The organism is Siphonobacter sp., assembly GCF_048595215.1.
Classification (GTDB): domain Bacteria; phylum Bacteroidota; class Bacteroidia; order Cytophagales; family Spirosomataceae; genus Siphonobacter.
The window spans coordinates 1-18,518 of the sequence record NZ_JBMDWJ010000042.1; the positions used below are offsets into that span (position 1 = coordinate 1).

Genomic DNA, 18,518 nt, shown 5'->3' on the forward strand with positions numbered 1-18,518 from the left:
GTTACCGCAATCCCTTACTTTTTTCAACAAGGTTGCAATCAGCTTTCTGGAATTATTCCTCGGCCAGGGTCCGCGACAAATTGAGGCGGTATACATTCAGTGAAGGCAGGGCCGCCGCCAGTAATCCCAGCAGGAGTACGCCTACCAGTAATAAGCCTTCCATTGGCGAAAGAGCCAGTACCTGAAAACTGTAATGAAAGCTTTGATCAGCTCCGGCCGAAAGGATACCCAAACCCACTCGACTCAGTCCAATACCAATGATATAGCCCAAAATACTGATCAGTAAACCTTCCAATAAAAGCATAGCAAAGAGTTTGCTCCGGGTCGCCCCCATGGCGAGCATCAGAGCCATTTCGTAGCGACGTTCTTTCAGCGAATTGTAGAGCGAAACAAATACACTGATACCCGCAATGACAATGATGACCAGGGCCATCCAGCGAATGGTATCGACGCCCACGCCAAGCAAATCAAGCATCCGGTTGATTTCCAGAGCGGGCGAAGCGGCCTGTAGTTTGCTGTTTTCGTTGATAATCCGGGGCAGAATGACGTTACCCATCGGATTGCGGAATTTAATGAGCAGCGAAGTAATCTCATGGCTGGGATCGTCGGCCGTGGAATCTTCCGGCGTTCCATTGATCATTTCGCCAATGATGGCATTGCCCTGACTGCCTTCCTGGCCTTCGTGTACTTTCCAGAGGCTTTCCACGGGCGTCAGGATTACATTGTCTATCACTGAATTAGTATACGCTGCAATGCCTACAACTTTATATTTGGCGTCGCCGTGTACATGGCCTTCCTCGTCGAAACCGTGGGCTCCGGCGAACGTATCGCCAATCTTCAGGCCAGTCTGCCGGGCTACTTTTTCACCGATAACGGCTTCCAGCGGCTGACTAAATATACGCCCCTCCGTTAGTTTCGCTTCAAAATGAGTCAGGTATGAAGAATCGGTACCAACAATGCGAAAGAGTTTGTAGTTATCTCCCATAGCCAGCGGAATCGCTTTTTGTACCATGGGGTTACGCGAGAGCATCTGGGCGTCCGACAAGGGAATGTTACCCGTAGGAGAGTCGATCTGATAAATGGAAGAAAGAATGATTTGCAGGGGACTGCCTTTGGCTCCTACCACCAAATCAATGCCTTTCAGATTCCGGGTAAACTTGTCTTCCAACTGTTGACTAATCAGTAACAACAGCGAAATCAAGCCTACACCCAAGGCCATCAGAAGGGTGCTCAGGAAAGTACTCAGCGGTTTATCCCGCAAATTAGCCAGGGAGATCTTGATTACATTCATGCCACAAAGTTGCAAAAAAACCAATGCCTTTCGCGGGTAAAAAAAGGAAATTCAGCACACTTTTTCCACGAGCAGAAAGCAACAGACCAGGGGTGAATACATCACTCCAAAGGCTAACAAAAGTCAGCCAGCAAAGAAATACATAAAAATTACAGTAGAATTGTACTCAGCAATAACTCAGCCTACCCGAAAATAACAGGCCGCTGGTAGTAAAAGCGACCAGTATAATTTCGAATTTTAAACAACATGTCAGACCTACCTGAATCGACCGATCCCATTCGTACGGCTGCCCTCTTGGAAGGGCAGGAAGAAGAACGCCAACGCTTGGCCCGCGAGTTACACGACGGCATCGGGCAGCTACTGATGGGCATTCGTTGGCACATCGACCAGTTAGCGGATGCTTCCTTTACCGAACGCCAACGCAATAGTTATCAGGAGTTGCAACAACTGATTCTGGAAACAATTGCTACGACCCGCCAGGTAGCTTTTGATCTGATGCCCAGTGTGTTAAGTGATTTTGGACTGGAGGCCGCTCTCCGTCTGCTTTGCGAACGTGTCACCCGACCCGGGAGCTTAACGGTTGAATTTCAGTCCAATGGAAAAAACCAGCGATTGCCTGAAACGGTTGAAATTCATCTATACCGAATTGTTCAGGAAGCCCTCACTAACGCTTTAAAATACGCTCAAGCGTCACGAATTGAGGTACGCTTGAGCGAGACTGATATATATCAATTGGTTTTACGTATAGTAGATGACGGTATAGGTTTTTCTGTGGAAGAACTTACGCAACGTGCTCAGGTACGATCTGGGCTACGGAATATGAAATTACGGGCTGAATTACTGGGAGGACGCTTTCATATGGAGTCTGTTCAGGGGCAGGGAACGAGCATTGAAGTATCTTTGTCTCGGTAATTGTAATTATTTTTAAAAATAAAAAAGTGGGGAATAGTATTCAATCTAATATGTTTCGTTACTTTGGAGTACAATCCTGTGGCTAATGCTTCCGCCGAGCAATGCCACAGCACTTCTTTCTTTTATATAACCGTCAATGAAACGAATGGCAAAAATTCGAGTACTCGTCGCAGATGATCACACCGTAGTACGGAAAGGGCTTAGAATGCTGCTAGCCGATGAAGATTCAGTAGAAATTGTAGGGGAAGCCGCAGATGGCCAGGAAGCGTTGGATAAAATTCCTGAAACGAAACCTGATGTGGTAATTCTGGATATTAGCATGCCTCGCTTGTCCGGAATTGAAGCTGCTAAAGCTATTGCACAGCAGTATTCAACCGTTAAAGCCCTGATTTTTAGTATGCATAACAATCAGGACTATATTCTAAAATCAGTGGAAAGCGGAGCTGCGGGCTATTTGCTGAAGGATACGGATAAAGAAGAAATTCTACTAGCCTTGCAGAAAGTATCGCAGGGGGATAAGTATTTTCCTCCGACCATCTCGTCCGTATTCGTAGACGCGTTATTAGGCCGCAGCCGCGGACGCACAGCTACGCGTGGGAACGACGATAGTCCGCTGAGTAAACTTTCCCGCAAGGAACGTCAAATTCTAACCATGATTGCTGAAGGACTTAACAGTCGGGAAATTGCTGAAAAACTAAACCTGAGTATTCGTACCGTAACGAACCACCGGGCGAACATGCTACGTAAAACCAAAGTAAAAAATACAGTAGAGCTGGTTCGTATTGCTGTGGAAGAGAAAAAGTCCTAAGGTTTTGCGTACTTCGCGTACCGTTTTCCGGGAAGATTCATCTACAGGGATTGAATGTACTCGTTTGGAAAGCACAGCTGCGAAACCGTAAACAGACTTCTTGCATGATTCAGACGCACAATTTGACGTTTGCTTATAGCCCAACGAAGCAATTTAGCTTTCCCGATATTGAATGTCCCGATCAGGATACCCTTCTGATTCTGGGGCGTTCGGGCCGGGGCAAAACGACTTTTCTACATTTACTGGCTTTGTTACTTCAGCCACAGGGCGGACAAATTCGCATTGGCCAGGAGGATATATCGCAGTTTTCGCCCAGCGAAGCAGCAGCGTTCCGGGCCAAACACGTAGGTCTGATTTACCAGCGGCCGCATTTCGTACGCTCGCTATCGGTACTGGACAATCTGGTTTTGGCTAATTACTTAGCCGGAAGAAAAGCCGATACCGAAAAAGCCCGTCAACTGGCTCAAAGCCTGGGATTTGCGGAACATCTTGGTAAAAAAACGCATCAACTCAGTTTGGGTGAGCAGCAACGAGTAGGCATTGCCCGGGCTCTGATGAACGAACCGCAGGTAATTCTGGCCGATGAACCTACCTCTAGCCTTGACGATGAAAACTGTTATCTGGTCGTGGAGCTACTCAAGAAACAATCGGCTCATTTGGGGGCTAGTCTGGTCGTGGTTACGCACGACGGCCGACTGAAAGACGTATTCCCCAAACGCGTAGAATTATAAAGCTACCCGGACAGATCTCAGAAAAATCCTGAAGAAATTACTACTATACCCTGCTACTTACCAGTAGTCAGGGTATTTTTATGTTTCCATCGTTTCAACACTTCCCTACCATGTATCGTCTTTCTGCTCTCCTCCTGGGCTTACTGATTTCGCTGGCAAGTTTCGGGCAATCGTCCTTACGCAAGGCTATTCAACAAATCGCCCAAAGCTCCGGGGGAACCGTCGGCGTTTCGATTATTCATCTGGAAAAGGGAGACACGCTTTCCCTAAACGGTACGGGCCATTTTCCGATGCTGAGTGTCTATAAATTTCCGATTGCTATAGCTCTGTTGAACCAGATCGAGGCGGGTAAATTCGACCTGGATACAAAATGGCACGTTACGAAAAATGAATTGTTACCCAATACACACAGCCCCCTTCGGGACAAGTACCCGCAAGGAAACGTGGACTTGACGATTCGGGAATTGATCGAGAACATGGTAGCTCTAAGCGATAACAATGCCTGCGACATTATCCTAAGAAAACTCGGCGGTACAAAAGTCGTGGAAAATTACTTCCACCACCTGGGTTACAAAAACATCGCCATTCGGGCAACCGAAGAAGAAATGGCGACGGAATGGTCCGTACTGTATCAAAACTGGTGCGAACCCGTACTGATGGGGCGTTTGTTGAACGATTTTTATCAGGGAAAACTCCTCAATTCCGCTTATACCAAGGTTCTTGAGGATATCATGCTCAATACTTCTACGGCTCCTAACCGCTTGCCGGGATCGCTGCCCAAGGGTACGCCCATCGCTCGTAAAACGGGAACGTCGGGTACTAACAAAGCGGGGGTAACGGCAGCCACTAATGACGTAGGGGTGATTACGCTGCCTTCCGGGCAACACCTCGTCGTAGCCGTATTTGTGATGGATTCCAAGGCGGAAACGGCAGTACGGGAGCAAACCATCGCCCGAATTAGCAAAGCCGCCTATGATCATTACAACCAGAATTAAAAGGCAGTACTTACGCCTGAAGAATCGCCGCTACTTTTTCCCGTAACAGCGGTATCATCTCTTCTTCAAACCAGGGATTCCGGCGAAGCCAGAACTGATTGCGTGGCGAAGGATGCGGCAGGGGCCAGTACGCGGGTAAAAAGCGTTCGGCCTCCCGCACGGCTTCGGTCAGTGGTTGCTGGACGGGTAAATACTGCCGCTGAGCGTATTGACCAACCAGTAACGTCAGTTCGATATAAGGTAAGTGACGAAGGATAGCTTCGTGCCAGTACGGAGCACACTCGGGCCGGGGCGGCAAATCGCCACTTGATCCTTTACCAGGGTAACAAAAGCCCATGGGAACAATGGCTACCTGCGTCGGATCGTAGAACGTGTCCCGATCCATGTTCATCCACAGCCGCAGGCGATTACCGCTGGCGTCGTTCCAGGGAATGCCCGAATCATGAGCTTTCTGGCCGGGAGCTTGCCCGATGATGAGTATTCGGGCCTGACTACTGGCCTGCAAAATGGGTTTGGGTGGTAAGGGCAAAAACGAAGCACAACGGGTGCAATTACGTACCTGAGCTAGCAATTCTTCCATTACGGTTCTAACGGAAAAAAGAGCTAAAAAATTCAGGAATCTTTGGACGGAGCTTCTTTGACCAGCCCTTCCGTCAGATCGTTGAGCTGTTTGACTTTCGCCTGAAAATCGCCTTTAATCCGCTCGCGTATAACGACCAGATTATCCAGAATTTCCTGAATATTATCGGGAATGATTTCGCTGAAAAACTCCCGCAACCGCTTGGCTAGGGTAGGTGATTTCCCATTCGTGGAAATCGCAATTTTCAGATCCCCCTTCTGGACAATGCTCCCCAGGTACAAATCGCAGAGGTGCGGCGTATCGGCTACGTTGGTCAGGATGCGTCGTTGCCGGGTTTCGGTTTTGATGGTGGCGTGCAAGGCGGGATTATCCGTTGCCAGAATTACCAAGTCGGTATGGTCCAGGTCACGGAGTTCAAAGGCCCGTTCGACGAGTCGGACGCGGGGGTGTTGCCCGGCCAATTGCCGTACTTCGTCACGAATAAGCGGGGCTACTACCGTCACCGCAGTGTCCGGACTGTTCTGGAGTAAGGCGGTCAGTTTTTCCAGGCCAACGTTGCCACCACCCACCAGCAGGACATCCAGCGTTTCGAGTTTTAGAAAGACGGGGAACAGACGATTCATCAGTACATACGGATTTTGATCAAAAGTACGGATTAAAAAATGCCCGAACGAAACAGTCGTTTCAATCATCGCTTCGGCAAAGGGTAGGCCTTGCCGTCGTCGTCGAGAATCAAAACCCAGTCCTGTCCGTACCCCTGGGTAGGTGGAATAAATTTCTGCGGCTTCTGCCCCGACACTTTACCGACCGTTTTACTGTTTCCCGTACGCGGGTCGTACCAGGTAGCCTGCCAAGTAGCTCCCGAAATTTTTCCGGCCCGAACCGTAAAGGGTCTTCCGGCAGCGGAGTACACAAAGGCGTAGTCCTTACCCCGTGTCGCCTGAATCCGGTCGGCGGGTCCGTAGTTGTTTTCTTCGATCAGCGACTGGTCCGGTACGCGGTCGAGCAAGGGCCGCGATTCCATCAATGCCCGTACGTACTGCATCTGATTAGCCGCGGGCAGATTCAACGCTTCTTCCCAGGAAAGATGTGGCCCGTTGATGGGTTCATGCTGGGGCGTATACATCTGCCATACATCATGACAGCCGTAGGTGTGGCCATGGGCACCCGCAAAGAGGTCGAAGTACGCGTACTTCCGCACATCGTACGCATTGGAGTAACCCAGATCTTTGGCGTTGAAACACACGGGATGATCTTCGTAAATGGGCTCACCATCAAGGACGGGTTTGGCGGGCGTTCGGTTGTAGACGAAGGCAATTTTGTCGTACGTAGGTGTATCGCGGCAGTGTCCATTCTGTAGCATATTAAAATCCAGCCAGCTATCCTGATGAAACCAGTGCGAAGAGCCGCCCATCGTCAGCTCATTGGGTTGAGGATGAAAGGTCATCAGGGCCTGATCCGCTCCGCCCACGCCTTCGGTGACACCCTGAGCCAGGGCACGCCAGATGGCTACATCATCCGACTTCTCGCGGGGGGTACGGTCGCCACCGATCACCCATACCACATTTGCCTGATTTTTGTACCGGTTTCCCAGCCATTGGCCGAAGGTACGGGCGTTTTCAGTCGTGAAAATTTCGGGGCCTTTCCCCCAGGCTTTGTTCAGTTTATCACCCCAGGTTGGTAACAGAGCAATGACGATTCCGTACGAAGCCGCCTTTTGAATCACGTAATCAACGTGCTCAAAATAGGCCTCATTGGGTTGGGTGGGATCGTTGTTGCGAAGGGGTTTTTCGCCCAGAGCATTCGGCGTATGTAAGCCATCCAGCTCGGCCAGGGCTACGGCTTGTACTACGGTGAATCCCTGCTCGGCCCGGCGTTTGAGATAGCGATCGGCTTCTTCCCGATTCAACCGGTGAAACAATTCCCAAGCCGTATCCCCCAGCCAGAAAAAGGGAGTACCGTCGGTGTGAACCAGGTACCGTTGATTAGGGGCTACTTTTAGTTTTCCGTGAGAAAAGGCTTGTTGAGCCCATACGCCCAAGCTCAGCAGAGCGAATCCCAGCGTTATGCCTACGGTTTTCATTGGTCAAGAGGTTTAGAGAAGAAAGATACATCCCGCAGGGAATTACACGTAAAATTTCCAGAAAACGGAATAAAAAAAGCCACCCCGAATGACCGGGGCGGCTTTTTTTATAAGCGTAGGTCCTGCTAAGGCAGAGCTACTTTCACCGACTGATTTCGTTCCGGTAGTGTTGTATTCGTTGTTGTGTTGGTGGGATTGTTTACCGAATCTGAATTTATATGGTCAGATACCCAATTATGTTCCTGGTAAAAGAAACGTGTTTGTGCGGTTTCTTAGGTAGCATTCCTTTAACTAAAAAGGCCAGCAGTTCTCTGCTGGCCTTTAGTTATGGAATGCTTAACGTTAAGGCAATGCCACCTTTACCGCAGCAGGTTGTGAAGCATTTTCTAAACGAATCAAGTATAAACCTGAGCTTAACGAAGAAGCGGAGAAGTTTACGCGATTAAATCCTTTCTCCAGCTCGATTTGCTTCGAGCTTAAGGTACGGCCTGATAAATCCATCAGGTGAATCGTAGCCAGATTGGAAAGTTGTTCGTCACCGTAATCGACTAATACGCGTACGTTACGGGCGGGATCCGTACTAGCCTTGAGCTGGATTCCTACGTACTGATCCAGTTTGACCGAACGAACCTGACTCAAGGCGAAGCTACCATCTGTATCGATCTGCTTAAGGCGATAGTAGTGCGTTAAGGCCGGGTTCAAACCCGGATGAACGAAGGAGTACGCCTGACGAACCGTAGTCGTACCTTTGCCCGCCACCGAACCTACGGCTTCAAAATCCTGACCATTCGTCGAATACTGCACTTCAAAGAGGGCATTGTTCTTCTCCTGAGCCGTTGCCCAGTCAAGCTGGGCCGCGTTACCTACGCCTTTTGCCGTGAAGGAGATTAAGGAAACGGGCGTGGGTGCTTCATTGATCGTGCCACTTGAACTGGGGTTATCCGTTCCGACATTGGTACCCGTATATCCACCGGGATCTCCGTTTGCCTGATAGCCAACGATGCTACCTACGCTTCCCGAAGCCGTACCCGTAATGGTGAATACCGTATACGAACTGGCCGGAATCGTCAGGTTCTGAGAGATGGTAATAAAGTACGTCTGCGTTGCGGCATCCAGTAACGTAATCGTTGGTGTACCAAAGTAATTGGCATTGCTTTCACCGGAAACGATCACTTGTGGATTCGCAAAGTGAGTCACGGTAATATTTACCTCGAAAGGCAGATTAGACGGATTAGGCCAGATCATAGGGGCGGCTCCAGCATTACCGGCATCAATGGAAAACGAGATGCTTTCCCCGTTTTGGAAGGGAGCCGAGCCATCACCTACGGTTCCAATAATGGTAGTCCCACCCACATCAGGATCCTGAGCAAATACCTGAAAGGATACTAAAAGCAATACAAAAGCTATGATATTTTTCATGATTGTCAGTTTAAAAGTGAATCATCTTTTAGGGATTGAACGTAATCGTTTCCTGATCGGAGTTGTTGATACTATTCGTTTCTCCGCCAGAATTTGCGGCCACGGAAGCCGTAAAGACGTATACACCACTATTCCCTGCCGGAACAAAGTTTGCGGGAATGTTCAGTCGTGAAGAGCCATTGGCGGGAATGCTGGTTGTGGACGTGAATACGTGGTTTACACCCGAAATTCCCTGATACGTCCAGCCGCTAACTACGGTACCGGGAGTAATTCCAATGGTCCAGTTGGTGGAGCGTCGGATGTTGAGTGTAATGGAACCCGTAGAAGGATTCCCCGCTAACTCTACCACCGTAGTCCGAACCGTGATGGCTGTATTTCCTGTCACGATAGAGGGCAGAATGACCACTGTAACCCCTAGATCGGGAGCCGCATTACTCAGACCCCCAAATTCGTTGGGTTTGTTGTCTACTACGTCGGCAATACCATCATTATCATTGGTATCGACTGGTCCGTCTACTTTACCATCGTTATTGGTATCGGTTGAACCTTTGCCATTCTCGATGATGTCATTCGTACCATCGCCATCGCTATCCAGGTCGTTATAGTCCGGAATATTATCGCCATCGGTATCACGGGGAGGAGTGATTCCAGGTGATCCAAAGACACCGTCATTGTTATCCGCACTATCCTGAATACCATCGCCATCCGCATCCGGACCGTCTACGACCCCGTCATTGTTGCCATCGACCAGACCAGGATTACCACTTTCAACCAAATCAGAAACGCTGTCCTGATCACTATCGAGGTCTACGTAATCGGGTTTCGTATCGCCGTCCGTATCCTTGGGTGGCGTAATGCCGGGTGAGCCGAATACTGCGTCGTCGGAATCGGCACTATCCCGAATTCCATCGCCGTCGGCATCCGGACCATCCACTACACCGTCGTTGTTGGCATCCGTTAGTCCCGTCTTACCACTCTCGACTAGGTCGGTAATGCTGTCATTATCACTATCCAGATCCCGCTGATCCGTAATGGTATCGCCATCGGTATCTTTAGGGAGTGGCATATTGGGTGAACCGAAGGCCGAATCATTGGTATCTACGCTGTCCTGAATACCATCCTGATCGGCATCGGGACCATCCACGACACCATCGTTATTAGCGTCCGTATAGCCCGTAAGCCCACTTTCCCGAAGGTCCGTAATGCCATCGTTGTCGCTATCCAGATCGAGGAAATCAGGGATGCCATCGCCATCCGTATCACGCGGGGTATTGGTAGAAACGGGGTTAGCGGAGTCGAGTACGCCATTCTGGTTCGCATCATTATTTCCTACGGCAACGCCCGATTCGTACAGATCCAGAATGCCATCGTTATCACTGTCCAGATCCAGATAGTTAGGAATGCCATCGCCGTCCGTATCGACATCAATGCCCTCTACTGTATCCGGAATGCCATCGTTGTCACTGTCTATGTCGCAAGCGTTGAGAATGCCATCGGAATCCGTATCGGCAAAGGGTGATTTATTGTTCACCTGATTACAGCCATCGACGCAGTCCGGTATACCGTCGCCGTCGGAATCCAGAGCGTCATTTCCCGCAGGACAGACTTCAAAGCAATTGGGTACGCCATCATTATCATCATCCAGGGAAGCCAGGGCGTAGTAAATTCTGAGGCTGCCGCCGAGATTAATTCCTACTGGGGTATTGATGGTAATACGGATACGGTTATACGGAAGAGCCGTTTTAAAACCGACGGTAGCTAATCCATTACGACCATTAATCAGGCTCAGTCCGAGTAAACCTCCAGCCGTGCGGCTTTCCTGCTGAGTGGTACCATTAAAGGTAGTAATGACGATATTATTCAGTAAACCAAGATTGAGCAAGCCATCGACTCGCTCGATGGTAAATCCTGCGAATGAATACCGGGGAATGGTGTCCGTATTAGCCGTAGTGGCATTGTTTCGTACGGTCACCTGAGCCGAACCTCCCACACTAACCAAGGGAAAAGAATACGTTGCGTAATTAGTCGTATCCCCGTCAACTACCCTTCCTTCATTACTGATGTCATCGGAGGAAGCAATGGCTCCCTTGAATCGGTTTTGCGTAGCCGTGCTCACTAGCAGCGAGCGACATTCGGCACAGGCGGAGCCGCTTTCAAAAGCATAATAAATTAACAAGGGAGCACTTAGTACACTCGCTGAAATGCCATTCCGCTGTACCAGCCGTATTTCATTATAAGGCTTCGTCGTCGTAATGGCTACTTCCTGAGCCGGAGTCGTGTTACTGCCAGAGATCAGACTCAAACCTAAGATGCCCGTACCACTGCTCAAATCTACATCGTCCTGTAGCTGACCGTGCAAGTACGTTCGTATACCCAGGCTATTGAGTACATCGGTACTCAAGAGACCGCCATTGCTGACCTGAATAACAAATCCGGCTTTACTGCCCGCTGGGTATACCTGTTGCAGGCTGTTTACGCCCACAAAGGGTGAATTCGACAGCACCCCAGTACCCGCGGTCAGCGTCCAGGAAGCGGCTGTATTTTTGTTACCATCAATGATATTCTGTGGATTAGCCAACCCAGAAAGAGCACTTGCCAGTCCGTTGGAGTAGTTAACCACCGTCTGATTTCCCGCAATCTGATCGAAGCAAATATTGTTATTTTCCTTGAAGCCACAGCTTGGATCAAAAGCAGTTGCGTAGTAAAGCCGTAGTGAGGAAGCCAGGGAAACATTTAGCGTTTGGGGCTTGTACAAACGAACTTCATTGAAGGGACGGGTGGTTTTGAAATTCAAGTACACCCGCCCCGTGGAACTACCCGAAACGACGGTTACTCCTACACCATTGCTAATGGTAAAGGTTTCCGGAGCCGTCGCGGAATTACCATCGTCGGTTTGAATGACAAACCCATTCAGTACATCCGCATTGAGTAGCCCCGAACCGCCTAATTCTACTACAAATCCGGCGTGCCAGCCAGCAGGGTAGGTTATAGAGCTATTTTTTACACTTACACCGCCATTTCCCAGTAGGGTTACGATATTGGAAATTTCAGCGTAATCATTGAGGTTGCCATTAGCTAGTTTATCCGGCGTATTTCCCGTCGTGAACCCAAGGCTTGCTACCGAGCCACCGATGGGTGTAGCCGTAACGCCAGCTCCTACAATGGGTTTGTAACAAAGCGAACCTTCCTGAGCATACGTAACAGAAGGCAAGAGTAGCCCCAGTACAAGCGACAAAAAGAGGGCCAGTAGAGGCCTACTACAAGTCGCTGATTGCGAAGTAGAAATTTGCATAATTGAAAGTTGGATTGTTGAAGCTTAGGTAATCAGAAACACGCCTATACGCTTCTCGATCGCCTGGACGTTCGGGAAAGTGTATATACCATTGGCTCCTACGAAAGTTGGTAGGAGAGAGAAGCACATTGATTGCACACCACCCTTTAAGAGGAGGTCAGGCAATCACAGGACGTTGGGAAGCCGTTAGCGGCTGTACCGTTGAGAAAAGTGGGCGGTTGTGGGTGTTGTAAAATTGGTCATAGCGGTCACTAAGTTTACAAACGATGGACGGATACTCACTGGAAATAGATTCGAGGCGACTGAAAACGTATAAGGCAGGTAGTTAATGGACAAATTAACGCCTGTTAATTAAGGGTAAAAGTAAACAAATAACTTACAAACCTTAGAAAAGGTTTAAATTTTATTGACGTATATTAATTGAGTAAATAACTATGCCAGTATAAAATATAATAAAAAAGCCGTCACACTATGACGGCTTTTAAGGTATGATGAGTTTAATTACTCATTAAAAAGGATTCTTTTCTCTAAATGCTCCTCGAGCTGAGAGCGTTCAATTCCCTTACTCCACCAATCCGGAGCGGGTTTATTCTTGAGATGGTAATCAAAAAATTCCATCATCCGGGTTGCGTAATCCTTGCGGTTAGGCAATTTCGCCAGTCCGTGATTTTCTCCCTTGTATTGAAACAATACGACGGGTTTTTTCAGTCGGCGTAAGGCCGTATAATACTCAATCCCCTGCGTAAAATCAACGGCACCGTCCGCATCATTATGCAGCATCAGTAAGGGCGTCTGAATGTTCTTGACGTGGTGCAGGGGGGAGTTGCGGTAGTACGCATCCCAGTTCTCCCAAGGAGCTACGAGTCGGCCCTGCGAACCTTCGAAAATCTGACCGTTGCTGGTACCTGAGTTCTTGTAAATCAGGTTATACATGGAAACCATGTCGGTCAGTGGAGCACCCGCCGCTGCCGCCTTGAACAGGTTGGTCTGGGTAATCAGGAAGCTGGTTTGGTACCCACCCCAGGAGTGGCCGTGAATCCCCATTTTCGTTTCATCAATGACGCCCGTTTTTAGAGCGGCCTTAACCGCAGGCAGGACACACCACACGGCCGACATACCCGGATCATTCATTTTGTAAACAATATCCGGAATGAAAACCGCGTAGCCATTCGAAGTATACACGCTAGGGTTCCAGCCCGTTCCACTGTAACCCGGATTGGTATACGCGTGCAGCGTTTGCGACAACTTTTCGTAGTAATACACAATCGTCGGATATTTCTTACCTGTTTCGTAACCCGCCGGCAGGAACAAGGCTCCCTGTAAGGTGTCTCCTTTGTCGGAAACGTAGTCTACTAGACGTACACCGGAACTCCAGGCATACTTTTCAAATTCTGGCGTGTTCTTAGTTACCTGCTTGCCGTTGGCCAGTTCCGGTGAAGTGGATACGAAATAATCCGTAGGCTTGGTAAAGGTTTCGCGGCTGAACACGTAGACGTTCGCCTTTTTCGCCTTACTCAGGTTACTGACACTGGCGTCTTCCCACAGCAGGGGTTTTACGCCCGTAACCAGGTTTCCTTTCTTATCTACCTCAATGCGGCCAATGCCCGATTTCTTCGTAAACTCACCGTACATCCGCACGTACAGGGGTTGTTTAAGATTGATACCCTTTTCTTCGGGATCAAGCTTGTAACGGGTCGTGTAGTGAATCTTTTCTTTTCGTCCGTTTTTTGTCAGGTTTACCGCTTCCTTGCCATCTACGGAAACTTTCCAGATGTCCCAGACATCCCGCAACAGCACGTACTTCGAGTCCGTAGACCAGCCCAGCATGGGTACCATAGGCTTCTTCTGGTTATGATCGTCCTCGACATCGACAAAGCTGGTGGGGAGCTTTTCGGTCAGGTTCAGACTGGTCTTCGACGCAATGTCGTATACGTAGAAATGACCGTCTTTGGCATACGTGAATTTCGTTCCGTCTTCGGAAGTCATCGGCGAACTGGCGTAGCTAGGTAGGTAGAGCTTTTCGAGTACCTTGGTTTTGGTACCCGTTTTCAGATCCACTACGTAAATATCGGCGTAATTCTGTCCGTCCAGACTGGTCTCCAATTCATAGGTTTGATCTTCCAATCCGATGGCGTACAAATCCTTCGCGGCGGGACGAACGTTCTTGAGCGTACTATCCGTGAGGCGAATGAATTTCTTCCCGTCGTACATCGCCAGAAAACTGAATTGCTTGTCCTGCATTTCCGTTACCTGTTGCCGCGATTGCAGACGTTTATCCTGCCAGTTCCAGATGGTTACTTCGGGCTTGTCGATGTCGTCTTTGCCTTGGCTGGGTACGGTACCACCCCGTTGGGCTACGCGGGCCGAATCGGTTTTGACTTTCGCCAGGGCTTTTTGCAAATCTTCGATTGATTTGATCGTCGTATCGGCTTTGATTTTAGCCAGCTTCTCGGCTTCGCTCACGGGTGAAGGTTTGGGCTTCTGTACACTATCTTTCTTGGCCTCCTTAGCTTCCGCTTCTTTCTTCGCCAGATCTTCTTTCTGAATACCGAAGAGCAGACGGCTCAGGTCTTCCGTCCAGGTGGGACGACGGTTCGGACTGATTTTCATCTTCTTGGGAAAATTCAAGCTGTCCTTGCCCGGATCGTACACCGTCAGTTCAGGGGCCGTGCCGCGGAGTTTCACGCCCAGTACGCTCAGTACATCCGTTTTGTATTTGTCATTCTGGATACCTTTCAGAGCGGCCAGACCGTCGCCTTTTTCCGTCCAGGTGAGTGACTGGTAGCGGGCTTTGTCATTGTCGATGATGGAAGTCAGACCCGTCGTCATGTTCCGCAGATGCAAACCGTTACCAGCTTTTTCGTTCGCATCAATGGTTAGGGCCAGCCAGTCTCCTTTTTTATTAAAGCTCATATCGGCGACGTTACCGATATTCTGCGTTTTGCCGCTGGTCAGTTCGTACAACAGCAAATCGCGTCCTTTGGGTGCGGTGGGAGCCATAGCGGGCGTAGCCGGACTCAGCAACAAGGCCAGATGCGAGGCTTTTTCTCCATTAAATGCAAACGAGCTGACGCGTTCAAATTCCGTTTTCTTCCGGTTCGCTAATTCAATCAGAAATACCTTCTCTGGCAGGGGTTTGCCGGGCGTTTTACTGGCTGCCTTTTTTTCCTTGGCATTAGGGAAAACCTTAAACGCAAAGAAGCGGGAATCATCCGAGTAATTCATCGGAACGAAGGTGGTGGCTCCGATGGGATAACGGTACTGGGTGCTGTCGGTCGTTTTTTGCAGGACCAGTTCGGCATCGCCCTCCGCTACGGACGACAAAACATAGGCCATCCATTGTCCATCCGGCGAGAGCTGCGTTCCACCGAAGGGCGAAATGGCTTTCCAGTTCGTAACATCTTTCCAGGTAATTGGGGGTTTGCTCTTGGATTGTGTCCAGCCTGGTAAGTACAGACTCAACAATAATCCCAGCAGTAAGCATCTTTTCATACAATGAGAAAAATGAAGTGAGAAAGTAAACATACAAAGATTTGGGAGGCTCTGCCAGTGGTTCGGTAGGAACGGTAGAACGTATAGGGCTATTTTGGGGAAAGACGTATAATATTTTTATTGGATAAATGATTAATAGTTAGATAATTAGTGTAGTTTTAAATGGTTCTAACTTTCAGCCAATATGAAAAAAACGTTACCTGCTGTCTGGGCTTTTATCGGCCTGGCCTTTTCCTTGTTTCTAGTTAGTAAGACCCTGTCTGCCCAAGTGAATTTTACTTCTTCCAATCTACCCATTTTAGTGATTGATACGAAGGATGGGCAGGGGATTCCGGATGAGCCGAAGATACCGGCCACGATGAAAATCATTTATCGGGGGCCGGGCTTGCGAAATGCTCTGACCGATACGCAGTACGATTACAATGGGTCGATTGGTATCGAGGTACGGGGTGCCAACTCGCAGGCCGCCCCCAAGAAATCGTTCGGTTTTGAAACGCAGGAAGCCGACGGGTCCGAAAAGGATGTGTCGCTGATGGGGATGCCCGCCGAACACGACTGGATTCTGTACGCTTCGGCGTATGACAATTCATTCATCACGAATGTACTGGGCTATAAACTTTCCAACCAGATTGGTCGCTACGCCAGCCGGAGTCAGTACGTAGAAGTGGTTCTCAATGGTTCGTACCACGGCTTGTACGTACTGGGTGAAAATGTGAAACGGGGCAAAGACCGCATCCCCATTTCCAGCCTGAAAGACGACGACGTATCGGGCGATAAACTGACCGGTGGATACATCCTGAAAGTCGATGCTCCGGATGGGAATCATCGCTGGGGTTCGGCCTTCGGAGCCGAGTGCCGCAACGACGGGCGGGCCATCTTTGAGATTCATTATCCCAAAACGAAAAATCTCCAGACCGTTCAACGGGATTACATTCAGAATTACGTGACCCAGTTCGAAAACCTGCTTCACGCGAAGAACTTCAATCCGCAGACGGGCTATGCCTCCATAGCCGACGTACCTTCGTTCGCCGATTATTTTCTGATGACGGAGCTGAGTAAAAATTCCGATGGTTATACGAAAAGTACATACTTCTATAAGGACCGGGATAGTAAGGGCGGCAAGTTGAATATGGGGCCCATGTGGGATCTGGATCTGGCCTACGGACGGGGTTTTTGCGATGGAAACGTACCGCAGGGCTGGGCTTTTGAAATGAACCTGGGCTGTACGCCGAGCGATCAGATCATGCCCTTCTGGTGGTCGTACCTGATGCAGGATACGCTGTTTGTCCAAACGTCCCAGCGACGCTGGACGAATATCCGGCAGGGGGCTTTTGCTACGGCTCGCGTCATGTCGATGATTGATTCGCTACAGAACATTTTTCAGGAAGCTCACGCCCGTAACGCCATCCGCTGGAATATGGGCCAGAATCTGAACGCTGAAATCCAGGATCGTAAAAACTTCATTACGGCTCGTTTCAACTGGATGGACCAGAATATCAACGGCCTGGGTTATTACATCAAGCCGTATAACGTTACCGAGCTTTGCCCCGGAAATCCGGTGGTACTTCAGGGGAATAGTAGCTTCAACGTCATTCATTTCTGGAAACAGTCGAACGGAAGTATTGTCTGGCAGGGGAAGGAATTTAGTCCCAGTACGGCGGGGTACTACATGCTGGAATTTAGCCACGCCTCGGGCAGCCGGATGTGTACTTATACGTTCACGAAAACCCTGAGTCCACGCAACGATGGGGGTAATACCAGTCGGCAATCAGGACCTTGGGAGGAGGACAATACCTGGAGTTGCGGGAAGCCACCCGTTCCCCTGCAAAAAGCGTACATCATCTCTCCGCACGTGGTTCGGCTGAATAGTACGGCAGCAGCCAGCCAAATTGATGTAGCGAAAGAATCCCGGCTGATTTTTCTACCCAATGCCCGATTCAACGCTCCCTAAGTTGCTTCAAAAAAAGGAAAGAGCAGGCACGCCGCCTGCTCTTTTAAAATATACCAACCATCAACTACCAGCCAGTAACTAACAACTAATTACTGTTCGTATTGCTGAACCATTTCTTTCAGAAATGCCAAGAATGGTTTTTCAAACTCTTTCCGTTTCAGGGCAAATTCAACCGTGGTTTTCAGGAAGTCGAGTTTGTTGCCAATGTCGTGACGTTTGCCTTCAATGCGGTGGCTGTACACATTTTCCCGCGAGAGGAGCAGTAACATGGCATCCGTTAGCTGAATTTCGCCACCTTTGCCCTTGGGCGTTTGCTCAATCATGCGGAAAATCTCGGGCGTCAGAATGTACCGTCCCGCAATGGCCAGATTCGACGGAGCCTGACCCAAGGCGGGTTTTTCTACCAGCGTTTCCAGCTGCATGATCGAATCGCTCAGTTCTTTCCCACCCACAATACCATAGCGGTTCACCTTGTCAGTAGGAACCGTTTCTACGGCAATAACCGAACAGCGGTAGGTTTCGAAGGTATCCATCAACTGCTGCGTAACGGGAATAACCGAGTCCATGATGGTATCGCCGAGCAGGACGGCAAATGGTTCATTCCCCACGTGGTGACGGGCGTAGTAAATGGCATCCCCGAGGCCGTTGAGTTCTTTCTGGCGAACAAAGTGGATATTGGCCATATCCGAAAGCCGACGTAATTCGTGCAGCATTTCGTCTTCCTTCTCAGCCAGTCGGGTTTCGAGTTCAAAGTTCCGGTCGAAGTGATCTTCAATCGAACGTTTGCCTTTCCCCGAGATGATCAGAATATCTTCAATGCCCGAATCAACGGCTTCCTGTACGACGTACTGGATGGTCGGCGTATCGATAATGGGCAACATTTCTTTGGGCTGAGCCTTAGTGGCGGGCAGAAATCGCGTACCAAAACCGGCCGCTGGAATAATCGCTTTTTTAATCATATCGT

The 18,518-nt window shown here is 49.4% G+C and carries 13 protein-coding genes; 5 read left to right on the top strand and 8 right to left on the bottom strand.

All coding sequences use genetic code 11. The features are described from left to right. Positions 1 to 52 precede the first annotated feature (52 nt). Positions 53 to 1,291 (bottom strand): ABC transporter permease, encoded by a 1,239-nt coding sequence (locus ACOJTG_RS02595; protein ID WP_420152377.1) that lies wholly within the window; start codon positions 1,289 to 1,291, stop codon positions 53 to 55. 246 nt (positions 1,292 to 1,537) lie between these two features. Here ACOJTG_RS02595 and ACOJTG_RS02600 point away from each other — a divergent pair, with 246 nt between their 5' ends. The 4 genes from ACOJTG_RS02600 (at position 1,538) to bla (ending at position 4,737) form a co-directional block, all read left to right on the top strand. Further along, complete coding sequence (locus ACOJTG_RS02600) at positions 1,538 to 2,203, top strand: sensor histidine kinase (RefSeq protein ID WP_420152378.1); 666 nt, start codon at positions 1,538 to 1,540, stop codon at positions 2,201 to 2,203. Positions 2,204 to 2,348: 145 nt separating this feature from the next. Further along, positions 2,349 to 3,011, top strand: coding sequence for a response regulator transcription factor (locus tag ACOJTG_RS02605; protein ID WP_420152379.1), 663 nt, complete (start codon positions 2,349 to 2,351; stop codon positions 3,009 to 3,011). Between the two features lie 104 nt (positions 3,012 to 3,115). After that, positions 3,116 to 3,742, top strand: coding sequence for an ABC transporter ATP-binding protein (locus ACOJTG_RS02610; protein WP_420152380.1), 627 nt, complete (start codon positions 3,116 to 3,118; stop codon positions 3,740 to 3,742). 110 nt (positions 3,743 to 3,852) lie between these two features. After that, positions 3,853 to 4,737, top strand: a complete 885-nt coding sequence (bla, locus tag ACOJTG_RS02615) for a class A beta-lactamase, subclass A2 (protein WP_420152381.1) — start codon at positions 3,853 to 3,855, stop codon at positions 4,735 to 4,737. A 10-nt stretch (positions 4,738 to 4,747) separates the two neighbouring features. Here the strand turns inward: bla and ACOJTG_RS02620 are convergent, their stop codons facing one another. From ACOJTG_RS02620 to ACOJTG_RS02645, 6 genes are all read right to left on the bottom strand, one after another. Then, positions 4,748 to 5,317 carry a uracil-DNA glycosylase family protein gene (locus ACOJTG_RS02620; RefSeq protein ID WP_420152382.1) on the bottom strand — a complete coding sequence of 190 codons (570 nt, stop codon included), beginning with the start codon at positions 5,315 to 5,317 and terminating at the stop codon, positions 4,748 to 4,750. Between the two features lie 32 nt (positions 5,318 to 5,349). Beyond that, positions 5,350 to 5,940 (bottom strand): precorrin-2 dehydrogenase/sirohydrochlorin ferrochelatase family protein, encoded by a 591-nt coding sequence (locus ACOJTG_RS02625; protein ID WP_420152383.1) that lies wholly within the window; start codon positions 5,938 to 5,940, stop codon positions 5,350 to 5,352. A 65-nt stretch (positions 5,941 to 6,005) separates the two neighbouring features. Beyond that, positions 6,006 to 7,400, bottom strand: a complete 1,395-nt coding sequence (locus ACOJTG_RS02630; RefSeq protein WP_420152384.1) for a glycoside hydrolase family 140 protein — start codon at positions 7,398 to 7,400, stop codon at positions 6,006 to 6,008. 342 nt (positions 7,401 to 7,742) lie between these two features. Then, positions 7,743 to 8,819 carry a hypothetical protein gene (locus ACOJTG_RS02635; RefSeq protein ID WP_420152385.1) on the bottom strand — a complete coding sequence of 359 codons (1,077 nt, stop codon included), beginning with the start codon at positions 8,817 to 8,819 and terminating at the stop codon, positions 7,743 to 7,745. A 28-nt stretch (positions 8,820 to 8,847) separates the two neighbouring features. Continuing rightward, positions 8,848 to 12,111, bottom strand: coding sequence for a hypothetical protein (locus ACOJTG_RS02640; protein WP_420152386.1), 3,264 nt, complete (start codon positions 12,109 to 12,111; stop codon positions 8,848 to 8,850). A gap of 501 nt (positions 12,112 to 12,612) precedes the next feature. Then, complete coding sequence (locus tag ACOJTG_RS02645; protein WP_420152387.1) at positions 12,613 to 15,603, bottom strand: S9 family peptidase; 2,991 nt, start codon at positions 15,601 to 15,603, stop codon at positions 12,613 to 12,615. 184 nt (positions 15,604 to 15,787) lie between these two features. Between ACOJTG_RS02645 and ACOJTG_RS02650 the strand changes: the two genes are divergently transcribed. Then, complete coding sequence (locus tag ACOJTG_RS02650) at positions 15,788 to 17,554, top strand: CotH kinase family protein (protein WP_420152388.1); 1,767 nt, start codon at positions 15,788 to 15,790, stop codon at positions 17,552 to 17,554. 89 nt (positions 17,555 to 17,643) lie between these two features. On the opposite strand, the gene galU is transcribed toward ACOJTG_RS02650, so the two are convergent. Beyond that, complete coding sequence (gene galU / locus ACOJTG_RS02655; protein ID WP_420152389.1) at positions 17,644 to 18,513, bottom strand: UTP--glucose-1-phosphate uridylyltransferase GalU; 870 nt, start codon at positions 18,511 to 18,513, stop codon at positions 17,644 to 17,646. Positions 18,514 to 18,518 lie beyond the last annotated feature (5 nt).

Coding starts and splice junctions, on each gene's coding strand:
- galU (WP_420152389.1), bottom strand. CDS start 18,513: ATGATTAAAAAAGCGATTATTCCAGCGGCCGGTTTTGGTACGCGATTT.
- ACOJTG_RS02630 (WP_420152384.1), bottom strand. CDS start 7,400: ATGAAAACCGTAGGCATAACGCTGGGATTCGCTCTGCTGAGCTTGGGC.
- ACOJTG_RS02605 (WP_420152379.1), top strand. CDS start 2,349: ATGGCAAAAATTCGAGTACTCGTCGCAGATGATCACACCGTAGTACGG.
- ACOJTG_RS02645 (WP_420152387.1), bottom strand. CDS start 15,603: ATGAAAAGATGCTTACTGCTGGGATTATTGTTGAGTCTGTACTTACCA.
- ACOJTG_RS02610 (WP_420152380.1), top strand. CDS start 3,116: ATGATTCAGACGCACAATTTGACGTTTGCTTATAGCCCAACGAAGCAA.
- ACOJTG_RS02635 (WP_420152385.1), bottom strand. CDS start 8,819: ATGAAAAATATCATAGCTTTTGTATTGCTTTTAGTATCCTTTCAGGTA.
- ACOJTG_RS02640 (WP_420152386.1), bottom strand. CDS start 12,111: ATGCAAATTTCTACTTCGCAATCAGCGACTTGTAGTAGGCCTCTACTG.
- bla (WP_420152381.1), top strand. CDS start 3,853: ATGTATCGTCTTTCTGCTCTCCTCCTGGGCTTACTGATTTCGCTGGCA.
- ACOJTG_RS02650 (WP_420152388.1), top strand. CDS start 15,788: ATGAAAAAAACGTTACCTGCTGTCTGGGCTTTTATCGGCCTGGCCTTT.
- ACOJTG_RS02595 (WP_420152377.1), bottom strand. CDS start 1,291: ATGAATGTAATCAAGATCTCCCTGGCTAATTTGCGGGATAAACCGCTG.
- ACOJTG_RS02625 (WP_420152383.1), bottom strand. CDS start 5,940: ATGAATCGTCTGTTCCCCGTCTTTCTAAAACTCGAAACGCTGGATGTC.
- ACOJTG_RS02600 (WP_420152378.1), top strand. CDS start 1,538: ATGTCAGACCTACCTGAATCGACCGATCCCATTCGTACGGCTGCCCTC.
- ACOJTG_RS02620 (WP_420152382.1), bottom strand. CDS start 5,317: ATGGAAGAATTGCTAGCTCAGGTACGTAATTGCACCCGTTGTGCTTCG.